This is a genomic window from Stenotrophomonas sp. YJH_SMC_32, from assembly GCF_059369975.1.
This window is the reverse complement of the sequence record NZ_JCAFTE010000001.1, coordinates 310,660-323,897: the sequence shown is the minus strand read 5'-3', so window position 1 is coordinate 323,897 and position 13,238 is coordinate 310,660. Positions and strand designations below refer to the sequence as shown.

Genomic DNA, 13,238 nt, shown 5'->3' with positions numbered 1-13,238 from the left:
GCCGGGCTCACGATCCGCCGAGTTCGGCCAGGATCGCCTGGCCACATTCCCTGCTCTGCCACAGCACCTGCCCGATCACGCTGCGCTGGTCGCAGGCCGCCATCAGCAGCAGCGGCGCACGCCCTTCGGCCTGGATTGCCAGCATCAGCACCTTCCCGCCCATCGCTTCCAGCATCAGCGTCTGCAGATCGCCCAGCACCAGTTCGCGCCCCACCGCTGCGGCCAACGCCAGCATCGCGCTGGTCATCGCCGCCAGCCGTTCGCCGCGCCCTTCGGCACCGGCGCTGACCAGGGCAAAACCATCGACGCTGGCCAGCACCACCGTGCGGACGCCTTCCACCCGCTGCTGCAGGTCCTGCAGCAGCGGCTGCAGGCGCTCACGCTGGCCCGCATCGGGCAGTACCGCCATCTGCCCGTCACCCATACGCGGCCACCAATGCGTGCGCTTCCATTTCGCTCATCAGTACATCCATCAGCAGCAGTCCCTGTTCGCGGTCACGGGCATCGACGGCCAGCAACGGCAGCGGCTGGTCGTCGAGGCAGGCGTGCGTGGCCCAGTCATCCAGCGCCGCCTGTGGTGCCTGGTCCAGGTGGGTGACGGCCACGACCAGTGCCAGGGATGATGCGAACGGCTGCAGCACCTGCAGGTAGTCCTGCAGCTCGCTGGCAATGCCGGCGCGACGTGCGTCCAGCAGCAGCACCGCGCCCCGTGCACCCTGCAGCAGGATCGGCCACAGGAAATCGAAACGCTGCTGGCCGGGCGTTCCGTACAGACGCAGGCGTTCTCCGTTGGGCAGGTCGATGTCTGCATAGTCCAGCGCGACGGTGGTGGAGGCCTTGTCGGCACCGAGGCGATCACTGTTGGCCACATCGGTGTCGACTACCGCGCCGGCCGCGATGCTGCGCACCAGCGTCGACTTGCCGCTGCCCATGCCGCCCAGCACCACCACCTTGTGCTCACGCATTGCGCTCACTCCCGCGCAGGTGCCGCCACAGGCGGGCAAGCAATCCGTTGTCGGTGCGGGTGCCACCGGTCGCCATCATCGGCGTCGCCGGGGCGGCCTGCAGCTGCGCGTAGCCACACAGGTAGGCCGCGTGGATGAAATCGCGAACGGCCGCCGCCGGCAGCTCAAGCAGCATCGCGCATTCTTCAACCGTGCACGCGCGCTTGAGCAGCAACGAGCACAGGCGGAATCCATCGTGGTCGTGCCCCAGTACGCGGAAATCCGGCCAGCGCAGCAGCTTCACCGAAGCGCCGCGCAGGCGTTCGTCCAGTGCCTGCCAGTGGCGGCTGCGTTGCGCCCATTGCCACAACAGCGGCCGCAGCGGCTGGCGTGGTCGCTCACCAGCCAGCGCCTGCAGGCGCGCTGGCGTCAGTGCATCCAGCTGCAGGCGTTCGAAGGCATCGGCCAGGCGCTCCACCAGCGCGCTCGCGGGTTCCTGCAACAGCACGGCCTGGTCGTGCTCCAGATCCATCAGCAGCAAAGGCTCGCCCGCATCACTCAACAGTGCCTGGCCATGGCGCAGCGGCAACCGCTCGCGCAGCAGGCGGGTAATGGCGTGTGCGCCATCGGCCAGACGTATCAGTGCGGGTGCGGGCATGGCCAGGGGCTCCGGTGCCAACTGCATGCGACGCAGCGCGCGGCCGATGGCACCGTCGTCGAGCACATCCTGCTGTCCGTCGCCGTCGCGCAGTTGGCCGCCGTTGTCCTCTATCCAGCATTGCAGGCGCGGTCGTTGCTGGCGCATGCGCTGGGCCGCGTTGCGCAGTGCCGGGGTATCGCGGATGACCAGCAGGTCGCAGTCGTCCAGGTCCTGGCTGCGGCGGACCTGGCCGTCCGGCAGTGCCGACGCCAGGCGCAGCCGTTGCAGCAGGGCCTGCTCGCCCTGGATGTCGGTTCCCACTACCAGCACGCGTGCCATCTGTGTTCCCCGAGCGACCACCTCCCCGGTGGTCTCGCGTCGCCAAGGCTAGGGCATCGCCAGCGGCAGCCGTCGTGATCAACTGCTCAGATCGGGAGCGGTTGCAGGCGGTGTCCGATCGGTTCTGCGACGGCTATCGCGGGCAAGTTTCATGCCCCGTTGACGGCATTCCGACAGCCGACGGAAGTCACGGTTTAATCGCCTGGGGTCAGATCCCTTTTGCGTGGCAAAAGGGATCTGACCCCAGAGCCAAAAAAGAAACCCGCGCCGAAGCGCGGGTTCCGGGGTCACGGCCGAACGGCGACGGATCAGCCGCGCAGCAGCTCCAGCGCGGCGTTGAAGGTCGCGCTCGGGCGCATCGCCTTGCTGGCCTTGGCCACGTCCGGACGGTAGTAGCCGCCGATGTCCACGGCCTTGCCCTGCACTGCGATCAGCTCGTCGACGATCTTCTGCTCGTTGTCGGTCAGTGCCTTGGCCAGCGGGGCGAAGCGTGCCTTCAGCGCGGCATCCTCGTCCTGCGCGGCCAGGGCCTGCGCCCAGTACAGGGCGATGTAGAAGTGGCTGCCACGGTTGTCGATGCCGCCGAGCTTGCGCGACGGCGACTTGTCGTTGTCCAGGAACTGGCCGTTGGCTTCGTCCAGCGCCTTGGCCAGCACGCGGGCGGCGGCGTTGTCATAGCGGTTACCCAGGTGTTCCAGCGACGCAGCCAGGGCCAGGAACTCGCCCAGCGAATCCCAGCGCAGGTAGTCCTCTTCGACGAACTGCTGCACGTGCTTCGGGGCCGAACCACCGGCGCCGGTCTCGAACAGGCCACCACCGGCCATCAGCGGCACGATCGACAGCATCTTGGCGCTGGTGCCCAGCTCCATGATCGGGAACAGATCGGTCAGGTAGTCGCGCAGCACGTTGCCGGTCACCGAGATGGTGTCCTCGCCCTTGCGGATGCGGTCCAGCGAGAACGCGGTGGCTTCCACCGGCGGCAGGATGCGGATGTCCAGGCCGTTGGTGTCGTGGTCCTTCAGATACTGCTCGACCTTGGCGATGACCTGCGCGTCGTGGGCGCGGGCGGCATCCAGCCAGAACACGGCCGGGGTGCTGCTCAGGCGGGCACGCTCGACGGCCAGCTTGACCCAGTCCTGGATCGGCGCGTCCTTGGTCTGGCACATGCGCCAGATGTCACCGGCTTCCACGGCGTGCTCGAACACCACGGTGCCGGCATCGTCGGTGACCTTGACCACGCCATCGGCAGCGATCTGGAAGGTCTTGTCGTGCGAGCCGTACTCCTCGGCCTTCTGTGCCATCAGGCCGACGTTGGGCACCGAACCCATGGTGGCCGGGTCGAAGGCGCCGTGCGCCTTGCAGTCGTCGATGACGGCCTGGTACACGCCGGCGTAGCAGCGGTCCGGAATGACCGCCTTGGTGTCCTGCAGCTTGCCTTCGGCGTTCCACATCTTGCCGGAGTCGCGGATCATCGCCGGCATCGAGGCGTCGACGATGACGTCGCTCGGCACGTGCAGGTTGGTGATGCCCTTGTCCGAGTTGACCATGGCCACGCCCGGGCGCTGTGCGTACTCGGCAGCCAGGTCGGCTTCGATCGCAGCACGGGTGGCTTCCGGCAGCGACGGCAGGCGCGCAGCCAGGTCACCGATGCCGTTGTTGGCGTCGAAACCGGCCTGCTTGAGCACGTCGGCGTGCTTGGCCAGCACGTCCTTGTAGAACTCATTGACCGCCACGCCGAACATGATCGGGTCGGAGACCTTCATCATGGTCGCCTTCAGGTGCAGCGAGAACAGCACGCCCTGGGCCTTGGCATCGGCGATCTGCTCACCGAGGAACGCGGCCAGCGCCTTGCGGCTCATCACGGCGGCGTCGACGATCTCGCCGGCCTTGACCGCGGTCTTTTCCTTCAGCACGACGGTGCTGCCGTCGTTGCCATGGAAGGTGATCTTCAGCGAACCGGCGTTGCCCAGGGTGGCCGACTTCTCGCTGCCGTAGAAATCACCGGCGGCCATGTGCGCGACGTGCGACTTCGAATCGGCCGACCAGGCGCCCATGCGGTGCGGGTGCTTACGCGCGTAGTTCTTCACCGACAGCGGTGCACGGCGGTCGGAGTTGCCTTCGCGCAGCACCGGGTTCACCGCGCTGCCCTTGACCTTGTCGTAGCGCGCCTTGTAGTCGCGCTGCTGGTCGTCGGCCGGGGTTTCCGGGTAATCCGGCAGCGGATAGCCCTGGTCCTGCAGTTCCTTGATGGCCGCCTTCAGCTGCGGCACCGAGGCGGAGATGTTCGGCAGCTTGATGATGTTGGCGTCCGGGGTGGTTGCCAGCTGGCCCAGTTCGGCAAGGTCGTCGCTGACCTTCTGTGCATCGGACAGCAGTTCCGGGAACTGCGACAGGATGCGGCCGGACAGCGAGATGTCACGGGTTTCCACCACGATGCCGGCCGTGGCGGTGTAGGCGTCAACGATCGGCAGCAGCGACTGGGTGGCCAGGAACGGTGCTTCGTCGGTCAGCGTGTAGAGGATCTTGGACATGGGGGACTTGGACTCTGTAGCAATGCTCAGGGGAAGGCCGGCGCCAGCGCCGGGCCACGTGCAACCGTGTCGCGCGCGGGGCGGAGCCCCACGCTTTCCCCGTCGCCGTCAGGGTGGGCGCGCGGCGGGGAAACCCCTGCATTGTCGCGTTTTCAGCCGCGCGGGGCAAAGCCACGCCATACGCGACGGTACTGCATGCCGGCAACGCTGTGATCCATCCACGCCTGGATGAAGCCCGCCCACAGCACCAGTGGATCCACGGCATGCGTGGATGAAGCCGACCATCGCACAACAAAAAAGGACGCAGCCTCGCGGCTGCGTCCATCGTGAGCCCTGCCGGGAGAGAGTCGGCTGGACTTACTTGACCTCGAACTCCTGCGGCGTTCCGGCCGCCTTGCCATCGACGGTGACTTCGGCGCGGTACTTGCCGGCCGGCCAGCCCTTTGCATTCTTGAACGTGACGTTGGTGGTTTCGGCACCGCTGGTGTTCAGCGTGGCATTCTGTTCGCCGGCCACCTGGCCGTCCTGGTAGGTCAGCTTCGCGCCCACGGCGACGTTGTTGGCAGCACCGTCGGTCTTGACCGAGACGATGATGTCGTCCTTCGGCGCGAACAAAGCCGTCGTCGCAACCGACTTGTCGGCGGCTGCGGTCTTGCCGACCGTGACCGACGAGACGCTGACAGCAGCGGCTTCGGCCATCGGCGGCGGCGCGCCGGTCATCGGGGCCGGTGCTGCCGGTTCGGCCGGAGCAGTCGCTGCCGGAGCGGCATTGTTGTCGGTCGACTCTTCTTTCTTCTTGCAACCGACCAGGGCGACGCTGCCCAGCAGGGCGGCGATCAGGGCGGTCTGGAGCGGGGTGGTCTTGATCATTCGGGGTTCCTCCCAGGGATTGTCGGACGGCGTTCTGGCCGGCTTACTTCGGCGGCAGTTTCAGGGTCTGGCCCGGGAAGATCTTGTCCGGGTCATCAAGCACATCGCGGTTGGCTTCGAAGATCTTCTTCCAGGCATTGGCGTCGCCCAGATGCTGCTTGGCGATCTTCGACAGCGAGTCACCCTTCTGCACGGTATAGGTGCCGCCGCTGACAACGTCCGCGGTGCTGTCCACCGAAGCGCTGACGCCGGAGAAGTCCGCCTTCGGTGCCTGTTCGGCGGTACTGTCGACGCTGCTGCTGACGCCGGAGAAATCGGCTTTCTTCTCGGTACTCATCCACAACTCCCGTCTGCATGACTACGTGACTGGCACGGTGCCATGGCGGTTGTTAAATGGGGATGGTGCAGATGTGAAGCCGCCCCCGGGGGCGGCTGAACAATCGGGAGAGACGATGTCCGGTCGTGCCGGCCGCTGGCCGGCTTTCCCTTGCCCTGGACGCGGGTTCCTTGCGGTTGCCGGCCAGCGGCCGGCACTACCGGTTACTGCCGCAGTTCGCGGTAGGTCGCAGCCGGGGCGGTGATGCCGGGGCTGGCGCGCCAGGGGTTGATGTCCAGGCCACCACGGCGGGTATAGCGGGCCTCCACTTCCAGCCATTGTGGCTGGCAGCGCGCAGATACCTCGCTGAAGATCCGCTCAACGCACTGCTCGTGGAACTCGGCGTGTTCACGGTAGCTGACCAAGTAGCGCAGCAGGCCCGCGCGATCGATCTTCGGCCCGCGGTAACGCAGGCTGACCGTGGCCCAGTCCGGCTGGCCGGTGACCGGGCAGTTGGACTTCAGCAGCGACGAGACCAGGGTTTCTTCCACCACCTCACCCGCATCGGCGGCGAGGAAGTCCGCCTGCGGCGGGCCGTAGCAGTCGATCTCCAGTTCCAGCCCGTCGATGGACTCGCCGAGCGGCGTCTCGCGCAGGCCTGGCAGGCCGAACTCGACCTGGACCGGCACACCGGCGCAGGCCGACAGATCCGCCACCAGGCGCGCGCGCAGTGCCTCGGCGCTGTCGATGCGGGTGCTGTTGAGGGAGTTGAGGTACAGCTTGAACGACTTCGATTCGATCAGCCGCGGCGAGGTGCATGGCACCTGCACCGTGGCGACGGCGACCTGCGGCTTGCCACGCGGGTCGAGCCAGCTCAGCTCGAAGGCGTGCCAGCGGTCGTGGCCGACGAACGGCAGCGCGGCCTCATCGAGGCCGATCTCGGCGCGGGCGCCGCTGCGGGGGATGGGGAACAGCAGGCCGGGATCGTACTGCGACGGGTAACTGACCTCGCGACCGAGGCTGGAATCCTGTGGGGTGTTCATGGAGGTCATTGTATCGCGCGGAGGGCGGGCGTTCGGCCGGGCCGGCCAGCGGCGAAGCCCCTCCGTGGTGGGTGGGTTGGTCGCGGGAAGCCCCGACTCCCGGATGCGGGCCGGGCGGGTGGGGCTGGCGGGGACGCCGTGAATCCGTCCCTGGAGGCTTAGCCGCGCCGTCCATGGCGCGGATACCCCGCCATCCCCACCCGCCCGGCCCCCGGACACATTTCTGCCGCCGATCCACCACGGGAAAGATCAGAAAATCAAAATCCGATCCTTCGGACATTTTCGATGTCTGCCATCCACGCATGGCGTGGATCTACCGGCAAGCCACGGGATCGGGTCTGGAGGAAAGCCCCCTGAGTCAGGGGGCGGCCGCGAAGCGGCAGGGGTCTGGAAGCTGGTAAGGGGGGCCCACCGTTCGCGCAGCGAACTGTGGGAGCGACAGCGCGCATGCGATTTCGCGTACCCAGGGCTGCAAGCCCTGCCGGAAACCCTCACCCCGCCGGGGTGCCGGCACCGTGCAGGTAATCCAGGCTCACCTGCAGCAACGCCCGCAGTCCCACATCCAGTGCCTTCTCATCCAGCAGGAACTTCGGCGAATGGTTGGCCGGCGCCGTCGCTGGGTCGATGCCCACGCTGGTGGAGCCGACGAAGAAGAACATGCCCGGCACTTCCTTCGCGTACAGCGAGAAATCCTCCGCGCCCATCTGCAGCGGCGGCTCGTACACGTTGTCCTTGCCCACCACCGCCTGCAGGCTCGGCAGCATCTTCGCGGTCAGCGCCGGGTCGTTCACCGTGGCCGGGTTGCCCTCCGACTCGTAGATGTCGGTCACCGCCTTCGCACCGTGCGCGGCGGCCGTGTGCTCGGCCACGTTGCGCAGGTCGGCAAAGATCTGCTGGCGCATGCCTTCGTCAAAGGTGCGGATGGTGCCGACCATCTCCACTTCATCGGGAATGATGTTGTAGCGGATGCCGCCGTTGATCGCGCCGAAGGTCAGCACCGCCGGTTGCTTGGACAGGTTGGCGCGGCGGCTGACGATGGTCTGCGCGGTGCCGACCAGATCGGCGGTGGCGACGATCGGGTCAACACCGTTCCACGGTGCCGAGCCATGCGTCTGGCGACCGATCACCTTGATCCCGAAGCGATCCGAGGCGGCCATCAATGGGCCGCCGCGCACAGCGATCTGGCCGGCCTGCACGCTGGAGAACACATGCAGGCCGAACACTGCCTCCGGCTTGAAGTCGGCAAACAGCCCTTCCTTCAGCATCAGTGCGGCACCGCCCTCTTCCGGCGGCGGCGCGCCTTCCTCGGCCGGCTGGAAGATCAGCATCACCTGGCCCGGCAGGTCCTTCTTCATTGATACCAGCGCTTCGGCCACGCCGAGCAGGGTGGCGGTATGCGCGTCGTGGCCACAGGCATGCATCACGCCCACGGTCTGCCCGCGGTACTGGTCGGTGGCCTTGGAGGCGAACGGCAGGCCGGTCTGCTCGGTCACCGGCAACGCGTCCATGTCTGCACGCAATGCGATCTTCGGACCCGGCTTGCCGCCTTCGATGATCGCCACCACGCCGTGGTGGGCGATGCCGGTCTTCGGCTTCAGGCCCATCGCACGCAGGCGCTTGGCGACCTCGGCCGAGGTGCGCGCCTCGCGGTTGGACAGCTCCGGGTGCTGGTGGAAATCACGACGCCATTCGACCACCTGGGCCTGCAGCCGCTGCGCGGCGGCGGTCACTTCCGGGCGTTGCCCGTCCTGGGCATGGGCAAGCGCCGGCAGGGCCAGCAGCAGGGCGGACAGCAGCAGCGAACGGCGCATCGCAATCTCCACAGCAAGAGGGTTCCAGCTGAATGTAGGGCAACACCGGCGCCACGGGAACCTCCGGTGCCGCATCCGGTCTTAGCGCCCGTCCCATCCGTCATGCAGGAAACGTGATGTGGCACAGGTATGCTTTGCGCATTGTCCCGGCGTCCCGTCCGGTCCAGCCCTCTCGGAGTCCTCGTAATGTCACGTGTTTGGAAGATCGTGCTGCTGGTCGTGGCGATCCTGGTGCTGGCCGTGGTCGGCCTGCGCGTCATTGGCGGGGGCAAGGACAAGGCTGGAAAACCTGCTGCGGGCGCGCGCCAGGGCGGCGAAGATCCGAATGCCGGTCCAGTGCCGGTGACCGTGGTGGAGGCCACGCGCCAGGACGTGCCGGTGTATGCCAGCGCGCTGGGTACGGTGACCGCGATGAACACCGTCACCGTCAGCCCGCAGGTCGGCGGCCAGCTTATGAGCCTGAATTTCCGTGAAGGCCAGGAAGTGAAGCAGGGTGATGTGCTGGCGGTGATCGACCCGCGCACCGCCCAGGCCAGCTACGACCAGGCCGCTGCAGCCAAGCGCCAGAACGAGGCCCTGCTGGCCACCGCGCGCTCCAACTACCAGCGCTCGAACGCGCCGGAGTATCGCCAGTACGTCGCCAAGACCGATCTGGATACACAGCGAAACCAAGTGGCACAGTACGAAAGCGCCGTGGCCGCCAACGAGGCCAGCATGCGCTCGGCGCAGGTGCAGCTGCAGTACACCCGGGTCACCGCGCCGATCTCAGGCATCGCCGGCATCCGTGCGGTCGACGCCGGCAACGTGGTCAGCGCCGGTACCGCGCTGGTCACGCTGACCCAGATCCATCCGATCCACGTGCTGTTCAACCTGCCCGAGCGCCAGCTCGGCGATGTGCGCCAGGCGCAGGCCGCCGGCACGGTACCGGTGGCGGCGCTGGACCGCGCCGATTCGCACGTGCTGTCCGGCGACGGCAAGCTCGATGTGGTCGACAACCTGATCAGTGCCGACAGCGGCACGTTCAAGGCGCGCGCCGTATTCGACAACACCGACAACGGCCTGTGGCCGGGCCAGTTCGTCAACGTGCGCATGCAGCTGCGCACCATCGGCGGCGGCGTGGTCATTCCGACCCAGGCGGTGCTGCGTGGCCCGGACGGCGAGTACGTCTATGTCGTGCAGGGCGACAACACGGTGAAGATGCAGACCGTGCGCAGCGGCGTGGAAGTGGGCGACAGCCAGGTGCAGATCGCCGAAGGCCTCAAGGGTGGCGAGCGGGTGGTCAGCGAAGGCCAGTTCCGCCTGAAGCCGGGCAGCAAGGTCACCGCGCTGAAGCCGGGCGAGACCCCGGCCGCGCCGACCGAGGCCGAGCTGAAGGCGGCCGAACAGAAGAACGCAGGCGGCGGTGGCCGTCGCGGTGGTGGCCCGCGCTGAGCGCAGGCCACTGATCTCCCTCGCGCCGGCGGACCTGCCGGCGCCGACATTGAAGTGCCAGCAAGGATCAGTCCGTGGGCTTTTCGACGATCTTCATCCGCCGCCCGATCGCCACCTCGCTGTTGATGGCGGGCCTGTTGCTGCTGGGCATCCTCGGTTACCGCAAGCTGCCGGTGTCGGCGCTGCCGGAAATCGATGCGCCCAGCCTGGTGGTCACCACCCAGTACCCCGGTGCGAACGCCACCACCATGGCCTCGCTGGTCACCACCCCGCTGGAGCGCCAGTTCGGGCAGATTTCCGGGCTGGAGCTGATGACCTCCGACTCGTCGGCCGGGTTGTCGACGATCATCCTGCAGTTCTCGATGGACCGCGACATCGACATCGCCGCGCAGGACGTGCAGGCGGCGATCCGCCAGGCCACCCTGCCCTCGTCGCTGCCCTACCAGCCGGTCTACAACCGGGTGAACCCGGCCGACGCGGCCATCGTCACCCTGAAACTGACCTCTGACACGCGCCCGCTGCGCGACGTCAACAATTACGCCGATTCCATCCTGGCCCAGCGCCTGTCGCAGGTGCAGGGCGTGGGCCTGGTCTCGATCGCCGGCAATGTGCGCCCGGCCGTGCGCATCCAGGTCAATCCGGCGCAGCTGTCGAACATGGGCCTGACCCTGGAGCAGCTGCGCAGCGCGCTGACCCAGGCCAACGTCAATGCGCCCAAGGGCTCGTTGAACGGCAAGACCCAGTCCTACAGCATCGGCACCAACGACCAGCTGGCCAGCGCCGCCGAGTACCGCGACACCATCATCAGCTACAAGAACGGCCGCCCGGTGCGGCTGTCGGACGTGGCCGAGGTGATCGATGGCGTGGAGAACGACCAGCTTGCCGCCTGGGCCGACGGCAAGCCGGCGGTACTGCTGGAAGTGCGCCGCCAGCCCGGTGCCAACATCGTGCAGACCGTCGAGCGCATCCGTGCCATCCTGCCGCAGCTGCAGGGCGTGCTGCCAGCCGACGTGCACCTGGAGATCTTCAACGACCGCACCGAGACCATCCGCGCCTCGGTGCATGAAGTGCAGTTCACCCTGATCCTGACCATCGGGCTGGTGGTGGCGGTGATCTTCGTGTTCCTGCGCCGGTTGTGGGCCACGATCATTCCCTCGGTGGCGGTGCCGTTGTCGCTGGCCGGCACCTTCGCGGTGATGGCCTTCGCCGGCATGTCGCTGGACAACCTCTCGCTGATGGCGCTGGTGGTGGCCACCGGCTTCGTGGTCGACGATGCGATCGTGATGATCGAGAACATCGTGCGCTACATCGAGCAGGGCAAGAGTGGCAAGGAAGCGGCCGAGATCGGCGCACGCCAGATCGGCTTCACCGTGCTGTCGCTGACGGTCTCGCTGGTGGCGGTGTTCCTGCCGCTGCTGCTGATGCCCGGCGTCACCGGCCGCCTGTTCCACGAGTTCGCGTGGGTGCTGAGCATCGCCGTGGTGCTGTCGATGCTGATCTCGCTGACGCTGACCCCGATGATGTGCGCCTACCTGCTCAAGCCCGATGCCCTGCCCGAGGGCGAGGACGCGCATGAGCGGGCGGCGGCGGCCGGCAAGCAGAACCTGTGGACGCGCACCGTCGGCCTCTACGAGCACAGCCTGGACTGGGTGCTTGGCCACCAGCGGCTGACCCTGGCCGTGGCCGGTGGCGCGCTGGTGCTGACCGTGCTGCTGTACGTGCTGATCCCCAAGGGCCTGCTGCCCGAACAGGACACCGGCCTGATCACCGGCGTGGTGCAGGCCGACCAGAACATCGCCTTCCCGCAGATGGAGCAGCGCACCAGGCAGGTGGCCGAAGCGCTGCGCCAGGATCCAGACGTGACCGGCGTGTCGGCCTTCATCGGCGCCGGCAGCATGAACCCCACCCTCAACCAGGGCCAGCTGTCGATCGTGCTGAAGGAGCGCAGCCAGCGCGATGGGCTGGAGGAGATCCTGCCGCGCCTGCAGAAGGCGGTGGCCGGCATTCCGGGCGTGGCGCTGTACCTGAAACCGGTGCAGGACGTGACCCTGGATACCCGCGTGGCCGCCACCGAGTACCAGTACTCGCTGTCGGACGTGGATTCGGCGACGGTGGCGACCCAGGCCACGCGCCTGACCGAAGCGCTGCGCAAGCGCCCGGAACTGGCCGACGTCGACAACAACCTGTCCAACCAGGGCCGCGCCCTGGAGCTGAACATCGACCGCGACAAGGCCAGCGTGCTGGGCGTGCCGATGCAGACCATCGACGACACGCTCTACGATGCGTTCGGCCAGCGCCAGATTTCGACCATCTTCACCGAGCTCAACCAGTATCGCGTGGTGCTGGAAGTGGCACCGGAGTTCCGCACCAGCACAGCGCTGATGGAACAGCTGGCCGTCGCCTCCAACGGCGCCGGCGCATTGACCGGCACCAATGCCACCAGCTTCGGCCAGGTCACCTCCTCCAACTCGTCCACCGCCACCGGCATCGGCGCGCAGAACACCGGCATCACCGTCGGCGCCGGCAACATCATCCCGCTGTCGGCGCTGGCCGAAGGCAAGGTCAGCAGCGCCCCGCTGGTGGTCAGCCACCAGCAGCAGCTGCCGGCGGTGACCGTGTCGTTCAACGTGGCGCCGGGCTATTCGCTGTCCGAAGCGGTGCGTGCGATCCAGGAGACCAAGGACAGCCTGGACATGCCGGCACACCTGCATGCCGAATTCATCGGCAAGGCCGCTGAATTCACCGGCAGCCAGACCGATGTGGTGTGGCTGCTGCTGGCGTCGCTGGTGGTGATCTACATCGTGCTGGGCGTGCTCTACGAGAGCTACATCCACCCGATCACGATCATCTCCACCCTGCCGCCGGCCGGTGTCGGCGCGCTGCTGGCGCTGATGCTGTGCGGGCTGAGCCTGTCGGTGGATGGCATCGTCGGCATCGTGCTGCTGATCGGCATCGTCAAGAAGAACGGCATCATGATGGTGGACTTCGCCATCGAAGCCCGCCGCGCCGGCGCCAACGCGCACGAAGCGATCCGCCGCGCCTGCCTGCTGCGCTTCCGCCCGATCATGATGACCACCGCCGCGGCCATGCTCGGCGCGCTGCCGCTGGCACTGGGCACCGGCATCGGCTCGGAGCTGCGCCGCCCGCTCGGCATCGCCATCGTCGGTGGCCTGCTGCTGTCGCAGCTGGTCACGCTGTACACCACGCCGGTGATCTACCTGTACATGGAGCGCTTCTCCGAGTGGCTGGCGCGCCGCCGCGAACAGCGTGCGCTGCGCGAGGGTTCGCTGCAGGAGCCGCAGGCATGATCCAC

Annotated in this window: 10 protein-coding genes; 2 read left to right on the top strand and 8 right to left on the bottom strand. The window is 67.4% G+C overall.

The window, feature by feature from the left end:
• Window positions 1-7: 7 nt before the first annotated feature.
• The 8 genes from AC5P7S_RS01475 to AC5P7S_RS01440 all read right to left on the bottom strand — a co-directional run bounded on the left by AC5P7S_RS01475 (window position 8) and on the right by AC5P7S_RS01440 (window position 8,494).
• Entirely contained in the window at window positions 8-424 is a 417-nt protein-coding gene (locus AC5P7S_RS01475) for a roadblock/LC7 domain-containing protein (protein ID WP_005419762.1), read from the bottom strand.
• Window positions 417-965: a GTP-binding protein gene (locus AC5P7S_RS01470; protein WP_005419763.1), complete on the bottom strand. Its 549-nt coding sequence runs from the start codon at window positions 963-965 to the stop codon at window positions 417-419. The genes AC5P7S_RS01475 and AC5P7S_RS01470 overlap by 8 nt, the downstream gene beginning before the upstream one ends.
• Window positions 958-1,923, bottom strand: a complete 966-nt coding sequence (locus AC5P7S_RS01465; RefSeq protein WP_095378205.1) for a hypothetical protein — start codon at window positions 1,921-1,923, stop codon at window positions 958-960. The genes AC5P7S_RS01470 and AC5P7S_RS01465 overlap by 8 nt, the downstream gene beginning before the upstream one ends.
• Before the next feature lie 308 nt (window positions 1,924-2,231).
• On the bottom strand, window positions 2,232-4,454 hold the full coding sequence (locus AC5P7S_RS01460; protein WP_111128666.1) for an NADP-dependent isocitrate dehydrogenase: 2,223 nt from the start codon (window positions 4,452-4,454) through the stop codon (window positions 2,232-2,234).
• Between the two features lie 357 nt (window positions 4,455-4,811).
• Complete coding sequence (locus AC5P7S_RS01455) at window positions 4,812-5,324, bottom strand: hypothetical protein (protein WP_072169182.1); 513 nt, start codon at window positions 5,322-5,324, stop codon at window positions 4,812-4,814.
• A 43-nt stretch (window positions 5,325-5,367) separates the two neighbouring features.
• Complete coding sequence (locus AC5P7S_RS01450; RefSeq protein ID WP_049410686.1) at window positions 5,368-5,661, bottom strand: LysM peptidoglycan-binding domain-containing protein; 294 nt, start codon at window positions 5,659-5,661, stop codon at window positions 5,368-5,370.
• Between the two features lie 203 nt (window positions 5,662-5,864).
• Window positions 5,865-6,683, bottom strand: a complete 819-nt coding sequence (gene queF, locus AC5P7S_RS01445) for an NADPH-dependent 7-cyano-7-deazaguanine reductase QueF (RefSeq protein ID WP_095378207.1) — start codon at window positions 6,681-6,683, stop codon at window positions 5,865-5,867.
• A 491-nt stretch (window positions 6,684-7,174) separates the two neighbouring features.
• Window positions 7,175-8,494 carry a M20 family metallopeptidase gene (locus AC5P7S_RS01440; RefSeq protein WP_053500212.1) on the bottom strand — a complete coding sequence of 440 codons (1,320 nt, stop codon included), beginning with the start codon at window positions 8,492-8,494 and terminating at the stop codon, window positions 7,175-7,177.
• Between the two features lie 186 nt (window positions 8,495-8,680).
• Between AC5P7S_RS01440 and AC5P7S_RS01435 the strand changes: the two genes are divergently transcribed.
• The gene (locus tag AC5P7S_RS01435) at window positions 8,681-9,925 is read left to right on the top strand and encodes an efflux RND transporter periplasmic adaptor subunit (protein ID WP_069140039.1); all 1,245 of its coding nucleotides are present in this window, start codon (window positions 8,681-8,683) and stop codon (window positions 9,923-9,925) included.
• A 74-nt stretch (window positions 9,926-9,999) separates the two neighbouring features.
• Window positions 10,000-13,233: an efflux RND transporter permease subunit gene (locus AC5P7S_RS01430; protein ID WP_095378405.1), complete on the top strand. Its 3,234-nt coding sequence runs from the start codon at window positions 10,000-10,002 to the stop codon at window positions 13,231-13,233.
• The last annotated feature ends 5 nt before the right edge of the window (window positions 13,234-13,238 follow it).